At 66.9% G+C, this 21,751-nt stretch carries 18 protein-coding genes; 6 read left to right on the forward strand and 12 right to left on the reverse strand.

What is annotated here, in order from left to right; translation table 11 throughout:
• The first annotated feature begins 1 nt into the window (after position 1).
• From SD196_RS15095 to SD196_RS15110, 4 genes are read left to right on the forward strand one after another with little or no spacing between them, the layout of a single operon-like run.
• Positions 2-1,552: a TolC family protein gene (locus SD196_RS15095; RefSeq protein ID WP_416310344.1), complete on the forward strand. Its 1,551-nt coding sequence runs from the start codon at positions 2-4 to the stop codon at positions 1,550-1,552.
• The gene (locus tag SD196_RS15100) at positions 1,533-2,315 is read left to right on the forward strand and encodes an efflux RND transporter periplasmic adaptor subunit (protein WP_416310345.1); all 783 of its coding nucleotides are present in this window, start codon (positions 1,533-1,535) and stop codon (positions 2,313-2,315) included. The genes SD196_RS15095 and SD196_RS15100 overlap by 20 nt, the downstream gene beginning before the upstream one ends.
• Positions 2,308-3,648, forward strand: coding sequence for an efflux RND transporter periplasmic adaptor subunit (locus SD196_RS15105; protein WP_416310346.1), 1,341 nt, complete (start codon positions 2,308-2,310; stop codon positions 3,646-3,648). Before SD196_RS15100 ends, SD196_RS15105 begins: the two co-directional genes overlap by 8 nt.
• Positions 3,648-5,747, forward strand: coding sequence for an HlyD family efflux transporter periplasmic adaptor subunit (locus SD196_RS15110; RefSeq protein ID WP_416310347.1), 2,100 nt, complete (start codon positions 3,648-3,650; stop codon positions 5,745-5,747). Before SD196_RS15105 ends, SD196_RS15110 begins: the two co-directional genes overlap by 1 nt.
• A gap of 1,254 nt (positions 5,748-7,001) precedes the next feature.
• Here SD196_RS15110 and SD196_RS15115 read toward each other — a convergent pair.
• From SD196_RS15115 to SD196_RS15130, 4 genes are all read right to left on the reverse strand, one after another.
• Positions 7,002-8,441, reverse strand: a complete 1,440-nt coding sequence (locus SD196_RS15115; RefSeq protein ID WP_275611636.1) for a short-chain fatty acid transporter — start codon at positions 8,439-8,441, stop codon at positions 7,002-7,004.
• Between the two features lie 253 nt (positions 8,442-8,694).
• Complete coding sequence (locus tag SD196_RS15120) at positions 8,695-9,876, reverse strand: acetyl-CoA C-acetyltransferase (protein WP_275611635.1); 1,182 nt, start codon at positions 9,874-9,876, stop codon at positions 8,695-8,697.
• Between the two features lie 113 nt (positions 9,877-9,989).
• Entirely contained in the window at positions 9,990-10,646 is a 657-nt protein-coding gene (locus SD196_RS15125) for a CoA transferase subunit B (RefSeq protein ID WP_275611634.1), read from the reverse strand.
• Between the two features lie 26 nt (positions 10,647-10,672).
• Entirely contained in the window at positions 10,673-11,371 is a 699-nt protein-coding gene (locus tag SD196_RS15130; RefSeq protein ID WP_275611633.1) for a CoA transferase subunit A, read from the reverse strand.
• A gap of 122 nt (positions 11,372-11,493) precedes the next feature.
• Between SD196_RS15130 and SD196_RS15135 the strand changes: the two genes are divergently transcribed.
• Positions 11,494-12,396 (forward strand): LysR family transcriptional regulator, encoded by a 903-nt coding sequence (locus tag SD196_RS15135; RefSeq protein ID WP_371228038.1) that lies wholly within the window; start codon positions 11,494-11,496, stop codon positions 12,394-12,396.
• A gap of 314 nt (positions 12,397-12,710) precedes the next feature.
• Here the strand turns inward: SD196_RS15135 and SD196_RS15140 are convergent, their stop codons facing one another.
• From SD196_RS15140 to SD196_RS15175, 8 genes are all read right to left on the reverse strand, one after another.
• On the reverse strand, positions 12,711-13,664 hold the full coding sequence (locus SD196_RS15140) for a PDR/VanB family oxidoreductase (RefSeq protein WP_371228040.1): 954 nt from the start codon (positions 13,662-13,664) through the stop codon (positions 12,711-12,713).
• A gap of 247 nt (positions 13,665-13,911) precedes the next feature.
• Positions 13,912-14,652, reverse strand: coding sequence for an SDR family NAD(P)-dependent oxidoreductase (locus SD196_RS15145; RefSeq protein WP_416310348.1), 741 nt, complete (start codon positions 14,650-14,652; stop codon positions 13,912-13,914).
• A 10-nt stretch (positions 14,653-14,662) separates the two neighbouring features.
• Positions 14,663-15,163, reverse strand: coding sequence for an aromatic-ring-hydroxylating dioxygenase subunit beta (locus SD196_RS15150; RefSeq protein WP_331319466.1), 501 nt, complete (start codon positions 15,161-15,163; stop codon positions 14,663-14,665).
• The gene (locus SD196_RS15155) at positions 15,160-16,428 is read right to left on the reverse strand and encodes an aromatic ring-hydroxylating dioxygenase subunit alpha (protein WP_331319467.1); all 1,269 of its coding nucleotides are present in this window, start codon (positions 16,426-16,428) and stop codon (positions 15,160-15,162) included. Before SD196_RS15155 ends, SD196_RS15150 begins: the two co-directional genes overlap by 4 nt.
• A gap of 10 nt (positions 16,429-16,438) precedes the next feature.
• The gene (locus SD196_RS15160; protein WP_416310349.1) at positions 16,439-17,587 is read right to left on the reverse strand and encodes an amidase; all 1,149 of its coding nucleotides are present in this window, start codon (positions 17,585-17,587) and stop codon (positions 16,439-16,441) included.
• On the reverse strand, positions 17,584-18,084 hold the full coding sequence (locus SD196_RS15165) for a nuclear transport factor 2 family protein (protein WP_370601571.1): 501 nt from the start codon (positions 18,082-18,084) through the stop codon (positions 17,584-17,586). Before SD196_RS15165 ends, SD196_RS15160 begins: the two co-directional genes overlap by 4 nt.
• A 3-nt stretch (positions 18,085-18,087) precedes the next feature.
• Positions 18,088-18,459, reverse strand: coding sequence for a hypothetical protein (locus SD196_RS15170; protein ID WP_207887365.1), 372 nt, complete (start codon positions 18,457-18,459; stop codon positions 18,088-18,090).
• A 30-nt stretch (positions 18,460-18,489) separates the two neighbouring features.
• Positions 18,490-19,641 (reverse strand): acyl-CoA dehydrogenase family protein, encoded by a 1,152-nt coding sequence (locus SD196_RS15175; RefSeq protein ID WP_370601570.1) that lies wholly within the window; start codon positions 19,639-19,641, stop codon positions 18,490-18,492.
• A gap of 207 nt (positions 19,642-19,848) precedes the next feature.
• Between SD196_RS15175 and SD196_RS15180 the strand changes: the two genes are divergently transcribed.
• On the forward strand, positions 19,849-21,318 hold the full coding sequence (locus tag SD196_RS15180) for a PAS domain S-box protein (protein ID WP_331319471.1): 1,470 nt from the start codon (positions 19,849-19,851) through the stop codon (positions 21,316-21,318).
• Positions 21,319-21,751: the final 433 nt, after the last annotated feature.

The raw sequence follows: 21,751 nt of genomic DNA on the forward strand, positions 1-21,751 counted from the left end.
CATGCCCGCATACGCCCTGAAATGCCTGAGCGCCACGATCGCCAGTACCGTACTGCTGGCCGCCTGCTCGCAGTTCGAGCCCAAGCCCTACACCCAGGACGAGATGCGCCAGCGGGTCATCGAAGACCAGGCGCGGATGTACAAGGAACAGGAGCCGGTGAACGGGCCGATCACCTTCTACGAAGCCTCGGCCCGCGCGTTGAAATACAACCTCGACTATCGCCTCAAGCTGCTGGAAAGCGCGCTGGCCTCCGACCTGCGCGACGTCACCAGTCACGAGATGCTGCCGCGCGTGGTGGCCTCCGCCGGCTACGCCGGGCGCAACAATGACTCAGGCGGCACCTCCATCGGCATCGAGGACCGCCAGGTCAGCTTGCGACCCTCCACCTCCGAGGAGCGCTACCGCACGCTGTACAGCCTCGGCCTGTCGTGGAGCCTGCTGGACTTCGGCGTCGCCTACTACCGCACCCAGCAGAAGAACGACCAGATGCTGATGGCCGAAGAGCGCCGCGAGAAGGTCGCGCAGAACGTCCTGCAGGACGTGCGCAACGCCTACTGGCGCGCCCTGGGCGCCCAGCGCCTGCTGCCGGAAGTGGACGGCCTGCTGATGCGCACCCACCGCGCCCTGACCTCCGCCCGCGAGGCCGAGGGCAAGGGCCTGCTGCCGCGCCAGGATATCCTCGCCTACCAGCGCGCCCTGCTAGACTCGGTGTACATGCTCACCGTGCGCCGCCAGGACCTGGAGTTCGCCCGCGCCGAACTGGCCGCCCTGATGTCGCTGCCGCCCAACACCAAGATGGTGCTCGCCGACGTCAGCGAGCAGCCGCTGCCGCTGGTGACCAACAACACCGACCAGCTGGAGCGCCTGTCCCTGGAGCACCGCCCGGAGATCATGGAAGAGTGGTACCGCAAGCGCGTCGACATGAACGATCTGAAGATCGCCAAGGCGCAGCTGTGGCCCAACATCAGCTTCAACTACGGCTACGAGTACGACTCCAACAAGTACCTCTACAACAACGACTGGAACCAGACCGGCGTCCAGATTTCGATGAACCTGCTGCGCCTGCTGCAGTACCCGGACATCAAGGCCGCCGAGGAGAGCCAGGAGAAGACCGACGACATGCGCCGCACCGCGCTGTCCATGGCCATCCTCACCCAGGTCCGCGTCGGCCTGCTGCGCTACCAACTGGCGCGCCAGGAGGTGGAATTCGCCGACGAAAGCCTGCGGGTTGACAAGAGCCTGCTCGACTACGCCCAGTCCGCCCGTGGCGCCGCCCTGGGCAGCGAGCTGGAGCTGATCCGCGCCGAAGGCCGCTACCTGCTCTCGCGCTACCAACGGGAGGCCGCCTACTCCGACGCCCAGGCCGCCTGGGGCCGGCTGTACAACTCGGTAGGCTTCGAAGTGATGCCCAAGGAAATCGAGAACCACGACGTGAAGACCCTCGCGCGGGAAATCCAGCGCACCCTCGAACAGCAATCCAGCACCAACCTTCTGGCCAGCAGTGGCCTTGGTAGTCAGGAAGGAAGCGCCAATGCCGCACCTGCGCAGTAAATCGTCGTACCTGTTCCTCCCGCTCTGCCTGGTGTTCCTGCACCCGGCGCTGGCTGCCGACGCCAGCGCCACCCTGCCGACGACCCCGGACAACGATCCGGGGGCGATCCGCGTGCTGCTGGTCTCCGACCTGGAAACCACCCTCTCCGCGCAGATGAACGGCACCCTCGGCGCGCTCAAGGCCAGCCTCGGCGAGAAGGTTGCCAAGGACGCGCAGCTCGCCCAGCTGGGCTGCACCGAAGTGAACGCCCGCGCCAAGGTCGCCGCCGCCGAGCTGAACATGGCCCGCGCCAACCTCGCGGCCAAGCGCAACCTGCGCAAGCTCGACGCCGTGGGCGATCTGGAAGTGGCCATGGCCAACACCGAGGTGGAAAAGGCCGATGGCGCCCTCACCCTGGCCCGCGCCCAGGCCGGCTACTGCCTGGTCGACGCGCCCTTCTCCGGGCGCATCGCCAAGGTCTACGTCAAGCCGTACCAGACCGTCTCCGCCGGCACGCCGCTGTTCGACCTGGTCAGCGACGGCGCCCTGAAGGTCCGCCTCAACGTGCCCTCCTCCCTGCTGCCGCGCCTGCAACCGGGCATGCCGCTGCAGGTGGACATCCACGAAACCGGCAAGCTCTACCCGGCCAAGGTCAGCGCGATCAACGCGCGGGTCGACGCCGTAGCGCAGACCGTGGAACTGGAGGCCAAGCTGGATGCCAGCTACCCCGAACTGATCGCCGGCATGAGTGGGGTCGCGCGCTTCCCCGAAAGCCATGAGTGAGCTGCTGCCTCCACCCCAGCTGCTGCTGAGCCTGGCCAACGTACGCGACCGGGCGCTGGCGGCCGACTCGCTGAACGCCCTGGCGTTCAGCATCGCCAACGATCTGTTCCCGCTGCTGCGCTTCCACCAGGCACTGGTGTTCGCCTGCCACGACATGCGCAACGAGCTGCTGGCCGTCTCCGGCCTGGCCAAGCCCACGGAAGACTCGCCCTACCTGGTCTGGCTGGAACGCGCCAGCCAGTGGGTCGCCGCGCAATTGCCCGACACCGCCCCGGCCTGGCTCGCCCGCGAGGCCCTCGATCCGCCGCCGGACATCGCCGAAGGCTGGGCCGAGTGGTGGCCCGCCGGGCTCTGGTGCGTGCCCCTGCACGACCGCGCTGGGCAACGCCAGGGGCTGGTGCTGTTTCTCCTCGACGAAGCCCCCGCGCGCAACCTGCAACCGCTGCTGCAAGGCATCTGGCAGACCTGGGCGCACGCCTGGGCCGCCTTCGGTCCGCGCCCGCGCCTGCGCTTCTGGCGACCGAGCAAACGCCAACTGCTCATTGGTGCGATCGCTCTCGGCGCGCTGCTGCTGGTCCCGGTACGGCAGACCGCCCTGGCGCCGGCCGAAGTGGTCTCGCGCAACGCCCAGGCGATCAGCTCACCCATCGACGGGGTGATCGCGCGGATGCTGGTGCGGCCCAACCAGCCGGTGGACGTCGGCACACCCCTGTTCGAACTCGACGAAACCACCCTGCGCAGCCGCGCCGAAGTACTGGCCAAGGAAGTCGCGGTAGCCGATGCCGAACTCATGGCCGCCAGCCAGCGTGCCTTCGACAACCCGCAGAGCAAGAGCGAACTGACGGTGCTCGACGGCCGCGCCCGCCAGCGCCGCGCTGAACTGGCCGCCGTGCAGGCGCAACTGGCGCGCACCCGGGTACTCTCGCCGCGCGCCGGCGTCGCCGTGTACAGCGACCCCAACGACTGGCTGGGCAAGCCGGTGGTCACCGGCGAGCGCATCCTCCAGGTGGCCGACCCGAGCGAACCGGGCATGCGCATCCAGCTGCCGGTGGCCGACGCCATCGCCCTGGAACCGGGAGCGAAAGTTGCCCTGTTTCTCACCGCCTACCCCCTCGACCCGCTGCACGGAGCCATCCTCGAAACCAGCTACCAGGCCAAGCCCAGCGACGAAGGCGTGGCCTCCTACCGTCTGCTGGCCAGTGTCGAGAACGCCCCGCCCCACGCCCGCCTCGGCCTGCACGGCACGGCCAAGCTCTATGGCGAGCGAGTGGTGCTCGGCTACTACCTGCTGCGCCGCCCGCTGGCCTCGCTGCGCGCCTGGACGGGCTGGTGATGGACGTCGCCGTCGAAGACCTGCCCACCCCGCCGCTGCGCGACGACCTGCGCCTGTCCGAAGCCGCCCCCGGCCCGGACGGCGAGCCGGTGTGGGTGATCCAGGACAGCGTGCTCAACCGTTTTTATCGCATCGGCTGGCTGGAGTTCGAATGCCTGCTGCGCTGGGAGCAGACGCCCCGGCAGATCAGCGAGCAGATCGCCGAGCAGACCGCGCTCAACCCCGACGCCGAACAGGTGCTGGGCTTTCGCCAGTTCCTCGAACACCACCAGCTGCTGCGCTCGGGCCCCGAAGCCCTGGCACGCCTGCAGGCCCGCAGCGAAGGCAACCAGTGGACCACCTGGAAGTGGTGGCTGCACCACTACCTGTTCTTCCGCATTCCGTTGATCCGCCCGCAGCGCTTCCTGCGCGCCATCGCCGGGAGCCTGGACTGGCTGTTCAACCGTTACGTGGCGCTGCTGGTGCTGCTCCTGAGCCTGGCCGGCATCGTGCTGGTGGCGCACCAGTGGGACACCTTCACCCATGACGTGGTGGAGTCCTTCTCCTTCGAAGGGCTGCTCAGCTTCGCCGCCGCCCTGGTGGTGGCCAAGACGCTGCACGAGATGGGACACGCCCTGGTGGCGACGCGGCTGGGGCTGAAGGTGGCGCACATGGGCGTCGCCTTCGTGGTGATGTGGCCGATGCTCTACACCGACACCGGGGAAAGCTGGAAGCTGCGCAGCAACCGCCAGCGCCTGGCGATCGCCAGCGCGGGGATCGTCACCGAACTGGGCCTGGCCGGGCTTTCGACATTGGGCTGGGCGCTGGCCGATCCGGGCCCGCTGCGCAATGCCCTGCTGTACCTCGCGACCACCAGCTGGGCGCTGTCCCTGGCGCTGAACGCCAGCCCGTTCATGCGCTTCGACGGCTACTTCATCTTCTCCGACCTGCTGGACTTCCCCAACCTGCACGAACGCGCCGGCGCCCTGGCCCGCACCACCCTGCGACGCAACCTGCTGGGGCTGGACGAGCCCTGGCCGGAGCACTTTCCCACCGGCAAGCGCCGCCTGCTGGTGGCCTTCGCCTTCGGTACCTGGGTCTATCGCCTGCTGCTGTTCCTCGGCATCGCCGTGGCGGTCTACTACTTCTTCTTCAAACTGCTGGGGATCTTCCTGTTCGCCGTGGAAATCAGCTGGTTCATCGTTCAGCCCGTGTGGCGCGAACTCAAGGTCTGGTGGGAGCGCCGCGCGGAAGTGAAGTCGCGGCGCAAGGTGGTGTTCCTGGGGATTCTCGCCGCGGTGCTGCTCCTGCTCGCGGTGCCCTGGCGTACCCAGGTGCACGCCATGGGCGTGGCCCGCGCGGCGCAGCAGTTGCACGTCTACGCGCCCTTCCCTGCGCTGCTGCGCGACGTGCGCCCCGGCGGCGCAGTAGCCAGAGGCGAGACCCTGGCGGTGATGGAGGAACCCGACATTGCCGCCAAGGTACGCGGCAGCGAGGCAAGCATCCGAGGCTACGAAGGCCGTCTGGCCGGCATGCTCGCCGACCCGTCGGGGCTCTCCGAGGAAGCCGTCACCCGCCAGCGCCTGGGCGTCGAATACCAGCAAGCCCGCGCCGCCCGCAACGAGATGGCCCGCCTCACGCTGCAGGCACCCTTCGACGGCCGCTGGATGGACGTGAACCCGGAGTGGAAGGCCGGCCAGTGGATCAACACCCGCGAGCCCATCGGCGTGCTGGTCGACCCGAGCTCCTGGCTGGTGGACGCCTACGTCAAGCAGGACGAGGTGCAGCGCCTCACCGACGGCGGCCATGTGCGCTTCTACCCCGAAGGCGTACCGAGCGCCATCGACGGCCAGGTAGTGCTGATCGGCACCACCCGCGTCAGCCAGCTGGAGCAACCGATGCTCGCCTCGCGTTACGGCGGCCCGCTGAACGTCAACGCCCAGGGCGAGGCGCTGGTGCCCAACCCGGCGCTGTTCCATGTGCTGGTGAAGCTCGATGCGGCTCCGCCGAACCTGCACGAGACGCGGGGGCACCTGCAGATCGATGGAGCGCGGCGCAGTTGGCTGGGGGAAGGTGTTACCCGGCTGCTGGCGGTGGCGTTGCGGGAGAGTGGGTTCTAGGTCGGCTCCTACGCAGGGCATGAGCGGGAACGTAGGGCGTATAAAGCCTCTGGCGTTATCTGCCGTTTTAGGGTTGGGTGTTCCTGCGCCGCTTCGGCGTGCTCGGATATTTCTTGTTTCGCCCCCCTCGGGCGAGTTACTGCTTTCAAACGTCGGAAGGCCGCCCCCCAAAGAAGTAACCAAGAAGGCTCGTCCCGGCATCCGGGTCCGGCTTCGCCGGACTGATTCGCTTCGCTCACCCTTCGGGCCAGCCTTCGGCTGTTACTTCGCTTCGCTCCGTTTCCCTCGCTCCGGCATTGCTCCGAGGGGCGGCGTAGAAGGGACATCCCTGGCCCTCTTAGCGGGGACGCCTAGTCCTCTCGCGGCATCCATCCCACTCGCCCCTCTGCGCAATACCTCCACTCGGCCTCCTGACGGGACTCTGCGCGCGCCGGGGACTGTGGGTGTGCTTCGTAGGATGGCGTAGAGCGAAGCGAAACCCATCACGGCGGATAACGCTGCGCGTTATTCGCCCTACAAGAGCATCGCGGACGGAGTCCGCTCCTACGGATACATGTGGCTCTTGTAGGAGCGGACTCCGTCCGCGATTAGCCGTGGTTCGCGAGCAAGCTCGCTCCTACAGGTTGGCGACAAACCCGGGTGCTGCCCTGTCAGCGCGGATTTCGCCGCGATGGCTTTCGCGGACAAGGTCCGCTCCTACGGGCGCCGTGCCCCCGCATTGGCTCTGGCTATTGAGGACTTCCAGAGAAACATCCGCGCACTCCGGAGCGCCCCTTCAGGAGGCCGAGTGGAATCGGAGTTTCAGGGGTTGAGCGGCATGGATGCCGCGAGAGCGTCGTTGGGCCAGGGATGGCCCGTCGACGCGTGCCCCTGAAACTTCGATGGAGCGAGGGAATTTTTCGCCTAAGCGAAAAACCGGATGCAGGGGCAGAGACTTTTGCCTACTTTGCGTCGTTTGGCAAAGTAGGTCGCCCGAGGGGGCGAAACCAAATACATCAACACACGCCGAAGCGGCGCGGAAACACCGAACAAGACGGCGGATAACGCCTTAGGCATTATTCGCCCTACGAAAAGCAAAAGCATCGCGGACAAAGTCCGCTCCTACCGATCGCTCAAGCTCTCCATTACATAACACCCCGCCTCGCCCGCCGCATCGCCCTGATCGAGCTTGGCCATATACCAAAGCATCCCCCATAAAAAAGCCCGAATGCCAAAAGACATCCGGGCTCGCCGTCCCCAGCGCCGAGCGCGTGGCTACGGCTGTACCGGTGGCAGGTATTGCAGGGTGGTGCCCAGCGCCCAGAGCAGGAACAGCACCAGCGGCACGTGAACCAGCAACTGCACGAAGCTGAACCCGATCAGGTCGCGCGCCTTCAGGCCCAGTACGCCCAGCAGCGGCAGCATGTAGAACGGGTTGATCAGGTTCGGCAGCGCCTCGGCGGCGTTGTAGATCTGCACCGCCCAGCCCAGGTGGAACTGCAGGTCATTGGCCACCTGCATCACATAGGGCGCCTCGATGATCCACTTGCCACCGCCGGAAGGGATGAAGAAACCCAGCACGGCGGAGTACACGCCCATCAGCAGCGCATAGGTGTCGTGGGAGGCGATCTGCACGAAGAAGGTGGAGATGTGGTGCGCCAGGGTCGAGCCGTCGCCGCCTTTCACGGTGGTGAGGATCGCCGCGATGGAGCCGTACAGCGGGAACTGGATCAGCACCCCGGTGGTGGTCGGCACGGCGCGGGCCACGGCGTCGAGGAAGCTGCGCGGGCGCCAGTGCAGCAGCGCGCCAACCATGATGAACAGCAGGTTGTAGGTGTTCAGGCCGGAAATCGCCAGGATCGCCGGCTTGGTGCTGAACTCGTTGACCAGCCAACCGGCAGCCAGCGCCACCAGCAGCAGGATCAACAGCGGGCTGTGCTCCAGCCACTCGCCCGGGCGGCTCGGCTTGGGCGTGCTCGGCGCCGCGAAGCTGACGTCCACGCCGCAGGCCTTGGCGTCACGGGCGCTGCTGGCGCCGGGAGCGGTCATGTAGGCGATGACCAGCGATACCAGCACCAGGGCCAGCAACATCACGCCCGACTGCCAGAGGAAGATGGTCTCGGTGAATGGGATGACGCCGGTGATCGCCAGGATCGACGGCGGCAGGCTGGCCGGGTTGGCCTGCAGCTGCGCGGCGGAGGACGACAGCCCCAACGCCCATACGGCGCCCAGACCCAGGTAGGCAGCGGCGCCGGCGGCGCGGTAGTCCATCTTCAGGTCTTCGCGGCGCGCCAGGGCGCGTACCAGCAGGCCGCCGAATACCAGGGACAGGCCCCAGTTGAGCAGCGATGCAGTCATGGAGATCAGCGCGACCCAGGCCACCGCCGAGCGGCCGTTCTTCGGCACGCGGGCGAACAGGTCGATGAGTCGGGAGGCGGGGCCGGAGCTGGCCACCACATAGCCACCGATGACCACGAAGGCCATCTGCATGGTAAAGGGAATCAGGCTCCAGAAGCCATCGCCGAAGGCCTTGGCCGTGGCAGTGGCCGGCGCCCCCATGGCCAGGGCGGCGACGCTGACGATCAGCACCGCGAGGGCCGCGAACACCCAGGAGTCGGGGAACCAGCGCTCGGCCCAGTTGGAACAGGCCATGGCGAAGCGCGCGGAGCGGCTGTCCTGCAAGGCCGTGCCGGAGGTGTGCACGTGGGAATTCATAAGGGTCTACCTCGTTGTTCTTGTAATGGTTCATCGTCGAAGGGCGCTTGTGACATGCCCGTTCTGGAATGAAAAACCGCCCGGCCTGCGTGGGGCCGGGCGGTGACGCAAGGACCTTGGCGGATGCCGGGGAACATCGCCTGGCCCGTTCAACCGTGATGCCGTCTGTCGGTGTCGCCACCTCCCATCACGCTGACCGGGCCGGTCGGGGAACCAGGCCCGGAACTCGCCAATAACGCGTTGCGCGCGGCCGTCAGTCGCGCGCCAGTGCCAGGGCGACGCCCTGGCCGCCACCGATGCACAGGGTCGCCAGACCTTTCCTGGCATCGCGGCGCAGCATTTCGTGGAGCAGCGTGACCAGCACGCGGCAGCCCGAGGCACCGATGGGGTGGCCCAGGGCTACGGCGCCGCCGTTGACGTTGACCTTCTCGGCGTTCCAGCCCAGCTCCTTGCCGACCGACAGCGCCTGGGCGGCGAAGGCCTCGTTGGCTTCGATCAGCTCGACCTCGTCCAGCGACCAGCCGGCCTTCTCCAGGCAACGACGGGTGGCGGTGACCGGGGCGATGCCCATGATCGACGGATCGACACCGCTGCTCGCATAGGCTTGGATGCGTGCCAGGACCGGGAGGTTCAGACTGCGTGCACGCTCGGCGCTCATCAGCAGCACGGCGGCGGCGCCGTCGTTGAGGGTAGAAGCGTTGCCGGCGGTGACGGTGCCATCCTTCTTGAACGCCGGCTTGAGCTTGGCCAGGGACTCGGCGGTGGTGCCGGCGCGCGGCTGCTCGTCGGTGTCGAAGGACAGAGGGTCGCCCTTGCGCTGCGGAATCAGCACCGGGGTGATCTCGTCCTTGAAGCGACCGGCTTCGATGGCAGCGGCGGCTTTCAGCTGGGATTGCGCGGCGAAGGCGTCCTGCGCCTCACGGCTGATGCCGAACTTTTCCGCCAGGTTCTCGGCGGTGATGCCCATGTGGTAGTCGTTGAAGGCGTCGACCAGGCCGTCGCGCAGCAGGGTGTCCTGCAGCTCGGCGTGCCCCATGCGCAGGCCGGTACGGGCCTTGGGCAGCACGTAGGGTGCAAGGCTCATGCTTTCCTGGCCGCCGGCGATCACCACGTCGGCGTCGCCGCAGCGGATGGCCTGGACGCCGAGGAACAGCGATTTCAGGCCCGAGCCGCAGAGCTTGTTGATGGTCATGGCCGGCACTTCCACCGGCAGTCCGGCGCCGATGGAAGCCTGGCGAGCGGGGTTCTGCCCGGCGCCAGCGGTGAGCACCTGGCCGAGGATCACTTCGTCGATCTGCTCGGGCTTCACGCCGCTGCGCTCAAGCAGCGAGCGGATGACCAGGCTGCCCAGCTCATGGGCGGGAATGTTCGCCAGGCTGCCCTGGAAGGCGCCAATGGCGGTACGGGTGGCGGCAACAATTACGACGTCTTGCATCTGAATTCTCCGGGGCGGTCGGACTTTGTAGGAGCGAGCTTGCTCGCGAACCGACTGAGGCACCCAAGCCAGAGCGTTCGCGAGCAAGCTCGCTCCTACAGGGTATCAGTGAGTCAGAAAGTCATTTCCTTCACATCGTCCGGCACGATCAGGCGGCCGGCGGTCTTTTCGGCGATCTCGGCGATGCTCACGCCCGGCGCGGTCTCGCGCAGGATGAAGGCGCCGTCCTCGATTTCCAGGTAGGCCAGATCGGTGAGCACCTTGCGGATGCAGCCGGCGCCGGTCAGCGGCAGCGAGCAGCGCTCCAGCAGCTTGGACTCGCCGTCCTTGGAGGCGTGGGTCATGGTGACGATGATGTTGTCCGCGCCGGCCACCAGGTCCATGGCGCCGCCCATGCCCTTCACCAGCTTGCCGGGGATCATCCAGGAGGCGATGTTGCCCTGCACGTCCACTTCGAAGGCGCCCAGCACGGTGAGGTCGACGTGGCCGCCGCGGATCATCGCGAAGGATTCGGCGGAGGAGAAGATCGACGCGCCTTTCACGGCGGTGACGGTCTGCTTGCCGGCGTTGATCATATCCGCGTCCACTTCGTCTTCAGTGGGGAACGCGCCCATGCCGAGCAGGCCGTTCTCCGATTGCAGCATCACTTCCATGCCCTCGGGCACGTAGTTGGCGACCAGGGTCGGAATGCCGATGCCCAGGTTCACGTAGAAGCCGTCCTGCAGCTCGCGCGCCACGCGCTGAGCCATTTGTTCGCGGGTCAATGCCATCTTCTTGTCTCTCTTGTCCGGTGGGCTCAGGAACGAACGGTGCGCTTTTCGATGCGCTTCTCGAAGGTGCCTTGGATGATGCGGTCGACGTAGATGCCGGGGGTGTGGATCTGGGTCGGGTCCAGTTCGCCCGGCTCGACGATCTCCTCCACCTCGACCACAGTGATGCGGCCCGCGGTGGCGACTACCGGATTGAAGTTCTGCGCGGTGTGGCGGTAGATGACGTTGCCGTAATGGTCGGCCTTCCAGCCCTTGACGATGGCGAAGTCGCCGGTGATGGCGCGTTCCATCACGTAGTGGCGGCCTTCGAACTCGCGCACTTCCTTGCCTTCGGCAACCGGGGTGCCGTAGCCGGTGGCAGTGAAGAAGGCCGGGATGCCGGCGCCGCCAGCGCGGAGTTTTTCCGCCAGGGTGCCCTGCGGGGTCAGTTCGACCTCCAGTTCACCGGACAGCAGCTGCTGCTCGAACAGCGCGTTCTCGCCAACGTAGGACGCGATCATCTTGCGAATCTGGCGGTCCTCCAGCAGCACGCCGAGGCCAAAGCCGTCGATGCCGCAATTGTTGGACACCACCGTCAGGCCCTTCACGCCCATCTTGCGGATCTGCGCGATGAGGTTTTCCGGGATGCCGCAGATGCCGAAACCACCGGCCACCACCGTCATGTCGTCGGTGAGCCCGGCCAGGGCTTCCTCGTAACTGCCTACACGCTTGTCGAGTCCTGCCATGTTGCTGCCTCTTTCTTATTTGGGGTGTCCGACCAGCCGGTCAGAGAGCGGTTGCAGCTTCACCGGCGCAGACTGATTTGTTAAGTTTGTTTTTCCAATTGATTGATCCGGTTTTCTTATCAATGACAGTCAAGCAACTGCGCGCCTTCCTCGCCGTCGCCCAGAGCCTGAGCTTCGCCCAGGCCTGCGAGCGCCTGCATCTGTCACAGCCGGCGCTGAGCCTGGCGATCAAGAGCCTGGAGGAATCCCTCGGCGGCCAGCTGCTGGTGCGCACCACCCGCAGCGTGGCGCTGACGCCCGAAGGCGAGACGCTGCTGCCGCTGGCCCGTCGCCTGCTGGCGGACTGGGACAACGCCGAAGAACTGATGCGCCAGCACTTCACCCTGCAACTGGGCAAGGTCTCCATCGCCGCCATGCCCTCCTTCGCCGGCAACCTGCTGCCCGCCGTGCTGCGCACCTTCCGCGACCGCCACCCGAAAGTGAACGTGGCCGTGCACGACGTGATCAACGAGCAGGTGCTGGAGATGGTGCGCAATCGTCGCGTGGAGCTGGGTATCGCGCTGGAGCCGGACAGCCTCGACGGCCTGGTATTCACGCCCTTCTACACCGACCGTTTCGTCGCCGTGCTGCCGGCGGATTCGCCCTTGGGGCAATGCAGCCAGGTCACCTGGGATCAATTGCTGGAAACGCCCTTCATTACCCTGCAACGCCCGTCGGCCGTGCGTTTGCTGCTGGAAGACAAACTGGCCTCGCGACACGGGCGCTTGCCAGTTGCGTTCGAAAGTCATCAGTTGGTGACGGTCGGCCGGATGGTCGCGGAAGGCTTGGGGGTGAGTGCCGTACCGCGCCTGTGCCGGCAGCAGATGGAGGAACTGGGTGCGCGTTGCGTGGCCCTCGACGAACCCTGCATCGAGCGGCGTGTCGGGCTGTTCTGCCTGGCGGAGCACAAGCTCTCCAGCGCGGCGCAGGCGTTGAGCGACGTGCTGGTACAGGGCACGGATTGGGAGGGGATGGAGCGGGAGTGACTTCCCGCCGACGTCCCGCAGCTCAACGTCACGGCGGCTAACGCTGCGCCTTTTCGCGACGAAGATCGTCGCGGACGAAGTCCGCTTCTACGAGGTACATCTGCACTCGGGACGGGCCTCACCCTAGCCCTCTCCCAGGGGGGAGAGGGAACCGTTCGGAGCAGGATGAAACCTTGGTGTCAGTCGGCGCGGACTGCCCCCTATCCCTGAGGGAGAGGGCTGGGGTGAGGCGGAAAGCCCTGGCACAGATTCAGCCGGGACAAGACAGTTGCTCCTACGAGAGCCGTGCTGCCGATACACGGCTCACTCGGGCGTTACAGATCCAGCACCAACCGCGCACTGCGGGCCCGCGACACGCAGGCGCAGATCTGCTTGTTGGCGGCCTTTTCCTTGTTCGACAGGCAGTTGTCGCGATGGTCCGGCTCGCCGTCGATGACCTCGACGATGCAGGTCCCGCAGATGCCCTCGCGGCATTCGGTGTCGATGTCGCAGCCATGGGCCTGCAGCACGTCGACCAGGCTGGAATCCGCCGGCACCTGCAGCACCACGCCGGAGCTGGCCAGCTCGACCTCGAACGAACCTGCCGGAGCGGAACTGGCCGTCGGGGCCGCCTGGAAGTGCTCCAGATGGATGTTGTCCTCGGAGCGTGTGCGCGAAGCGACTTCCACCACCTTGCTCATGAACGGCGCCGGGCCGCAGGTGTAGACGTGAGCCGCCGTGCCGGCCCGCTCCACACAGGCGGACAGCTCGCCATCGAGATCGGCCGGGTCGACGCCGTAGTGGAACTCCACCTTGCCGGCGAACGCCTCGCTCTCCAGCAGGCGGGAGAAGGCCGCGTGCTCCGGCGAGCGGGCGAAATAGTGCAGGCGATACGGCTGGCCGCTGGCGTTGAGCTTGTAGGCCATGGAGAGCAGCGGGGTTACGCCGATGCCGGCGGCGAACAGCACGTGCTCGCTCGCCTCGGGGGCGATGCGGAACAGGTTGCGTGGCGCACCCATCTCCAGCTCCATACCCTCGCTCACCTGCTCATGCAGCGCGCTGGAGCCGCCGCGCGAGGCGGCCTCCTTCTTCACCGCCACCAGGTAGGCGACGCGGTCGTCCGGCGGGCTGCACAGGGAGTACTGGCGGGTTACCCCGGTGGGGCCGGTCACATCGACATGGGCACCCGGCTCATAGACGTCGAACGGCTGGCCGTCACTGCGCACGAGGCGGAAGGAACGGATATCCAGGGCTTCGTCGACGATCCTTTCGATTCTTACCTTCATCATTGCATCACCCTGCAAGGCATTGGTGCGGGCTCTGTGGCCCCTTCCCGGCCCCTTCGGAGAGCGGACGGGTTCGTCGGTTAGGTAACGGAGCGAGGGTTTTCCCTCACCCCAGCCCTCTCCCGGAGGGAGAGGGAGCAGTCCGTGCCGGCTGATACCGCGGTGTCATCCTGCGCCGTACGGTCCCCTCTCCCTTCAGGGAGAGGGTTAGGGAGAGGGGCTCTTAAATCCCATCTCCCGCGCCAAAACCTCAGCGCATGAACAACCCGCCATTGATGTCCCAGCAGGCGCCGGTCACCGAGGCGGCGTTGTCGGATGCCAGCAGCAGCACGGTGTCGGCGATGTACTCGGGCGAGCCGAGGGTTCCGACCGGGATCATCTGCAGGATCTGCTCCAGACGCTCCGGTGCCACGGTCTCGCGCACCACCGGCAGGTCCAAGGGACCGGGGGAAATGCTGTTGACCGTCACGCCGCGCCCGGCCAGTTCGCGGGCGAAGACCTTGGTCAGGGTCGCCACGCCGCCCTTGGCTGCCGCGTAATGCGCGCCGGTGGCGGTGCCGCCGTTCTGCCCGGCCAGCGAGGCGATGTTGACGATCCGGCCGAAGCCGCGCTCGGCGAAGTGCGCGCCGAACACCTGGGACGCGACGAAGGTGCCCCGCAGGTTGACCGCCATCGAGGCGTCGAACTCTTCCGGGGTGATCTCCATCAGCGGCGCGACCTTCGACACCCCGGCGTTGTTCACCAGGATGTCGCAGCCGCCCCAGCGCTCCGCGAGCAGGTCGCGGGCGCGCTGGAAGTCGGCCTTCTCGCGCACGTCCAGTTCGACGGCCAGGGCCGTTTCACCGGAGGGATCGAGCAGGTCGGCGTTGCGCTGCACGGCATCGAGCCACACATCGGCCAGCGCCACGTGGTAGCCGGCGGCGTGCAGGCGGCGGGCGATGCATTCGCCCAGGCCGCGCGACGCGCCGGTGATCAATGCGACTCGAGACATGGCTTTCTCCTTACAGCAGGAAGCCGAGCGCGCCGAGCGCATCGGTGGAGTTGATCAGGCGCACCACCTTCTGCTCCAGGCGGGCAACGCCGTTGCTGAAGCGGATGCGGTGGGTCAGGTCAGCCACGAACGGGGTGTGCACGCCGCGCTTGTAGGCGTAGAGGATCTGCGCCGAGTTCACTTCAACCACATCGCCGGCGGCTTCCACCAGGCGGAAGCGCGAGACGCTGCGCACGGTCTTCGCCGCATCCACCGCCGAGGGCGAATGGCCGGAGGTCAGGCGCTCGATGCGCAGGCCGCGCATGCGGGCGTCGTCATAGGCGTAGTTGAGGCTGGCCGCGAAGTCGGTGGTCTCCGGGTCGATCGGCACCACGTAGATGCCCTCCTCGCTCCACAGCGACGCCCACTCGGCATAGGCCTTGCGGTCCAGCAGCTCGGCCTCGCGCCAGATGAATTCGATGGCCTGGGCCAGCGGGCCGGACAGACCGTTCAGGGAGTCGAGGGTGCTCATTGGCTCATCATCCTTTTCCACATGTCATAGGCTTCGCGCATGCCGCCTTCATCGGTGGCGTGGGATACCTTGTCGCCGTTCTCGGCTGTCACTTCGCGATTCAGGCCGCGATTGACCAGGATCGGCGCGTTCGGGCCGGCCTGCGCGCCGCGCTGCACGCGGTCCCAGGCTTCGGCATCATCCGGGCTGCCGAAGCCGAACGGGCCCTGGAAGTGTTCGTGGATGCGCATCCGCTCGCGGTTGGCGATCTCCGGGCCGCCGTCCATGCCCAGGGCCACGTGGCGGATTTCCGTCTCGGTCACCGAGATCGGTCGCAGCACGCGGAAGAACGACATCGACATGGCGACGTTGGGGAACAGGTTGAGGTTGAAGCCGGCGCCGTGCAGCGAACGCACGATGCGGCGCACCTGTTCCGGCGGCATGGTCCTGGAGAGTTCCTCGGTGACGTGGGCGAAGCGCTCCTGCAGCTGCTCGGTACCGTCGTCATGGTCGAGGTCGACGTGCTCGGGGACCATCACCATCACGCTGTGGCCGTTGCCCAGGGCGTGGGTCACCGCCTGCGGGTCGGTCATGAACGAGAGCATCTCGCTGGTCTCGTCATCCACCGAGCTCATCCACGACTTGTGGACGATGGGGAAGTGGTAGCCATCGGTGGTGTTCTCCAGCTGGATCTTCCAGTTGCCCTTGAAGGTGAACTTGTGTTCGCCCTGGGTCTTGATCGGGTAGCCGGCGCCCTGCTTCATGAACAGGTCCATCCAGTGCTTGGCACCGCCGAGGAAGTCTTCCAGCGGTTCGGCCTGGTCGTTGTAGGTGGCGAAGATCATCCCGGCGTAGCTGCCCACGCGCAGGCTGGTCAACGGCAGCTCGGACTTGTCGAGGATGTCCTCGTAGCCGTCCGGATACGGCAGCGCGCGCAGCTTGCCATCCAGGCCGTAGGACCAGCTGTGGTACGGGCAGGTAAAGCCGGTGGCGTTGCCCTTGTGCTTCTCGCACACGGTGGCGCCACGGTGACGGCAGCGGTTTTCCAGGACGTTGATGCTGCCCTTCTTGTCGCGCACCACGATCACCGGGCGGCGGCCGATGGTGGCGGTCTTGAAGTCGCCAGGATTGCGAACTTCGCTCTCGTGGGCGACCCACACCCAGGTGCGGTAGAAGATCTTTTCCATCTCGGCCTCGAACAGCGCCGGGTCGGTGTACAGCGAAACATCGACGCGGTCGCCCTGGACCAGTTCGTCGGTGCTGCGCGAGGTGGCGATAAGGCTCATGCGCTTCTCCTCAAGCCGTTTTCTTGTTGGCCGGCCGCTCGGCGGCCAGTGCTTGTTCCAGTTGCGCGCCAAAGGCGCAGATGCGCTCGTCGGCGCCCTTGCGGCCGACGATCTGCAGGCCGATCTTCAGCCCGCCGCTTTCCAGTTCCACCGGCACCGTCAGCGCCGGATGGCCACTGAGGTTGAAAGGCCGCACCAGGGCGGTCAGGCCGGCGATCATCCGTCCACCGGCACGGGCTTCGCGCAGCAGCGGCGGCAGGCCCGGCAGGGTCGGCAGCAGCAGCACGTCGTAGTCCTCAAGGGCCGAATCCACCGCCTGGCTGAAGCGCCGGCGCACGGCTTCTGCCTCGGCCAGCGCCACGGCGTCGGTGAGGCTGGCGGCCAGCAGGCGCTGCTCGATGTCGGCGCCCAGCAGGCCCTTGCCGGTCAGGCTGCCAAGGGCCGCCCAGTTCTCGTGGTTGATCACCGTCAGGCCGGCGGCGAAGGCTTCGTCGAAGCCCTCCAGGCGCAGGCTGTCGCGCCGCCAGCCGGCGCGGTCGGCGGCGACGCCGATACGCGACAGCAGGTTCGGTTCGGCGGCCACCTCCAGCAGCGCCACGCGGGCACCCGCTTCGGGGGCGACGATGTCGCCGAAGTCCGGGCAGATCACCTGCATCGCGGCGATCAGCCGGTCCATGCTCGCGGCGAACGGACCGACGCAGTCCAGACTGCTGGCGGCAGGATGCACGCCGGCGCGGCTGACGCGGCCATAGGTCGGTTTCAGGCCGGCGACCCCGCAGCAGGCGGCAGGCACGCGCACCGAGCCACCGGTGTCGGTGCCCAGGGCGATATCGGCCAGGCCGGCGGCTACCGCCACCGCCGAGCCGCTGGACGAGCCGCCCGGCACGCGTTCCGGCGCCTGCGGGTTGCCCGGCGTACCGGTCCAGTCGTTGATGCCGGTGACGCCGAACGCCAGCTCATGAAGATTGGTCTTGCCGACGATGCGCCAGCCGGCGTTCAGCACCGCGTCGACTACCTCGGCGTTGCGTCCTGCCGGCGCGGCGTCCGCCAGCGCACGGCTTCCGCAGCGGGTCGGCAGGCCGGCGATGTCGATGGTGTCCTTGATCGCGACGCGCAAACCGTCGCCGCCAAGCTGAAATTCGCTGACGAATACGCTCATGCAGGTTGCTCCTCGCGGGCCGCGCCGAGCGGCTGCTGATACAGGCGCTGAGTGCGGAAATGGCTGATCAGCCAGGTGCCGTCGATGCAGCGGAAGTCGATGTCCAGGCGCGTGCCGAACAGCTCGCTACGCCCACCTTCGTAGGTGGAAATCTGCTGCATCAGCCACTGCCCCCGCGCGCCCTCGCCTTCCACGCGAATCGCTTCGCTGGTGAGGAAGTGCAGGTTCAGCGCGAAGTGCGGCGACGGCGGCAGGTAGGCGGCGACGAAGGCCGCCACCTCCGCGCAGCCCTGGTGGCAGCCGAAGGTCTGTGCGGTCTCGCGGCCGACGCCTTCCCAGACCGCATCCTCGCTGAACAGCGCGGCCAGTTCGGCCTCGCTGGCGCGGGGGCTGCGCGGCACGTCGCAGAGGTCCATGTAGCGCGCCATCAGGCGACGCACCTGGCCCTCGGCTTCGAGCACGGCCAGGCGGCGTTGCAGGTTCGCCAGATCGCTCATGGCTCAGGTCCGCGCGGCTTCGGGAATGGTCAGCGGTCGGCCGATGCGAGCCTCGACCTTGGCGTACTTCCACAGGCTGTATTCGTTTACCGGGGTGGTACGGAACAGGTTGCAGGCGTCGATCACGGTCTGGTGGCAGTCGACATCGGCCATGATGTAGACGGTCCACGGCGAGGTGGTGGAGGCACCAACCATCAGGCGGTCGTCATCCAGCGCGCCGAGCACGGTCACGCCGGGCAGCGCGCCGAGCGAGCCCATCATCTGGCTGAAGCCCTTCCACACGGCGAGGCCTTCGCCGGTGGGCAGGTCGAAGAAGTTCTGCGTGATGCCGATGCAAAACAGTACGCGCAAGGGTTCCTGGGTGGCTTGGGTCATGCTGAAAATCCTTGATCTTGTAGTGGGCGATTACAGGTAACCGGGAATCGGCGGCACGCCGAGGAACACCGCGCCGGCGCCGTCGTACATGCCGTCGCTGAGGAAGGCGTGCTGGGTGACCACCATGGAGTCGCGCAGGTAGCGCTGCAGCGGGTTGCCCAGGTAGATCGCCGAGGTGCCGGCCAGGCCATAGGCTCGCTGCACGGCGGCGGCGCCGGCGCGGGATACGTGCACGGCGGCCAGGCGCAGCAGGCTGACCTGCTCGGGAGTGACCGGGTTGCCGGCGAGGATCGATGCCCAGACTTCTTCGGTGGCGTCGTAGAAGAAGCTGCGGGCGCCGCGCAGGTCGGCTTCCGCCTTGCCCACTTCGATGCGCACGTAGGCGCGGTCGGCCAGTTTCGGCGCGCCGGTAATGCCACCGCCGGAGGCCATGCGGGTCACTTCGTCCAGCGCGGCGCGGCCCAGGCCGAGGTTGACCACGGCGAGCACCTGGGCGGCGTAGGCGATGGTCGGGTAGCGGTAGAGAGGTTCGTCGATGGTCGCTTCGCCGCCGCGGATGAAGGTCCAGCGGTCCTCGACGAAAACGCCGTCCAGACGCAGGTCGTGGCTGCCCGTACCCTTGAGGCCGACTACCTCCCAGTTCTCGACGATGTCTACCTGGCTGGCCGGCAGCAGCGCGGTGCGCGGACGCCCGCCAGGGCCGGCGGCACCGATGCCGACGCCAAGCACATCGGCACCCTTGCAGCCGCTGGCGAATTTCCAGGTGCCGGTGACCTTCCAGCCGCCTTCCACCTGCTCGGCCGGTTGCAGCGGGAACAGGCCACCGGCGAACACCAGGTCCGGGCCCTTGGCGTACAGCTCGGCCTGGCTTTCCCTGGGCAGCGCGGCGAGGTAGGTGCTGGCGCTGCCGAAACTGGCGACCCAGCCGGCGGAGCCATCGGCTTCCGAGATGCGCTCGATCAGGCGCAGGAACTCGGCCGGCGGCATCGCCGAGCCACCGAAGCATTTCGGGGTGGCGGCGCGATAGATGCCGACCTGCTTGAAGCGCTCGATCATGTCGCGCGGGACGTGGCTGCGCAGGTCGAATTCCTGGCGGCGCTGACGCACCTCGTCGAGAACCTGCTCGAAGTCCGCGACGGCTTCGCGGGGCGCTTCTGTTGCGGCGACGGCTGGGCTCAGCATGGGCGTCATCTCCGTTGTTGTTCTTCGTTCTGGGCCATGCCGCTTGGGCGGCGATTGAGGCCAGTGTAGGGAGCCCGGACGAGGCCCCTCTATTGGGGCGTGCAGCCCGGCCACTAAGGGATTCCCCTAGCCCCGCGACGGTAAATTCCAAGCGTCGCCCGATGCCCACTCGGGTATAACGGGCGGGTACACCGCGAGAGCCACGCCATGCAGCCCGCCGAGAAAGACTTCCAGCAACTGATCGAAGCCATGCCGCTGTGCATCCTCCTGCACGATGCGCAGACCAAGGAGATCCTCTGGGCCAACCGCGCCGCCCTGACGGTGCTGGGTTTCACCCTGGAGGAACTGATCCCGCTGAAGGCGCCGGACATGACCAAGCACGCGCCGCAGTACCGCCGCTCGGTCGGTCTGCGCTGGCTGGAAGGCGCGGCGCGCACCGGCCAGCGCGCCATCGAGTGGTGCTATCGCTCAAAGCAGGGCGAGGAAATCCTCGCCGAGGCGGTCGCCACCCTGGTCCATCTGGCCGAGCGCGACGTGCTGATGGTTCAGTTCCGCGACATCTCCCGCGAAGAACAGGTCAAGCGCGACCTGAAGCGCACCGAAAGCCGTCTGCGCGCCTTCATGCAGGACCTGGCCGAGGGCGTGGTGGTGCTCGGCCCCGGCGGCGACATCCGCTTCCTCAGCGAGTCGGCGGCACGCCTGCTGGAAGGCGATGAACAGGAGCTGCTGGGCGAGAACTTCCTCGCCTGGTGCGACGAACCCTCCCGCGAGCGCCTGGCCCCGCGCCTGGCGCTGGACGTTCCCGACAGCGAGCCGTACAGCGTCCACTACCATCTGCAGCGGCGCGACGGGCAGTGGCGCTGGCACCACGCAACCTGCCGCCACATCGAGATCGAGGATGATCTGGAGGGCCACCTGCTGCTGTTCCGCGACGTCACCGAACAGGTACGCGCGGAGGAAGCGCGCCGGCAGAGCGAGCGCAAGCTGGAATACCTGGCACGCTACAACGCCATGGGCGAGATGGCCGTGGCCATCGCCCACGAACTGAGCCAGCCGCTGGCGGCAACCCGTAACTTCATCGAAGGCACCAGCATCCGCCTCGCCCAGCGGGGCGAGGTCGAACCGTCGGTGGCCTGGGGCCTGGACAGCGCGGTGCGGCAGATCGAGCACGCCTCGCTGATCATCAAGAGCGTGCGCGAATATGTGGTCAAGCTGGAGCAGGCGGAACAGGTGGTCGACCTCAACGACCTGCTGCACGAGGCCCGCTACTTCATCAGCCTCAAGGCGCAGGACGCCGGGGTTCGCCTGGAGATGGAACCTGGCGCCGAGCCGCTGCCGGTGAGCTGCGAGAAGGTGCTGATCGGCCAGGTGATCCTGAACCTGGCGTTCAATGCCATCGAGGAAATGGCCGGGCTGCCGGCCGAACGCCGCGCGCTGCGCGTGCATACAAGGGTCAGCGATGGCAAGGCGCTGCTCTGCGTGGAGGACCGCGGCCGCGGCATCGACGCCGGCGCACGGGAGAAACTCTTCGACGGTTTCTTCAGCTCCAAGGTCAGCGGCAACGGCATAGGACTGGCGCTGTGCAAGAACATCATCGGCCGTCATCGCGGGGATATCTGGGCGCAGAACGTCGAGCCGAGCGGGGCGATGTTCTGCTTTACCTTGCCGTTGGCCTGAGTGCTACGAATTTTCCTGTAGGAGCGATGATTCTGGTTTTTGTTCGGGTGTTCAGCGTCGCTTCGGTGTGTGTTGGGAGATTTTGTTTCGCCCCCTCGGGCGAGTCACTTTGCCAAACGACGCAAAGTAACCAAAGGTCTTGCCCCTGCATCCGGTTTTTCGCTTAGGCGAAAAATTCCCTCGCTCCATCGAAGTTTCAGGGACACGCGTCGACGGGCCATCCATGGCCCAACGACGCTCTCGCGACATCCATGTCGCTCAACCCCTGAAACTCCGACTCCACTCGGCCTCCTGAAGGGGCGCTCCGGAGTGCGCGGATATTTCTCTGGAAGTCCTCAGTAGCCAGAGCCAATGCGGGGACACGGCGCCCGTGGGAGCGGACTCCGTCCGCGATGCTCTTGCAGGGCGAATAACGCGCAGCGTTATCCGCCAT

The organism is Pseudomonas macauensis (assembly GCF_047902425.1).
In the GTDB taxonomy this organism is placed as follows: Bacteria; Pseudomonadota; Gammaproteobacteria; order Pseudomonadales; family Pseudomonadaceae; genus Pseudomonas.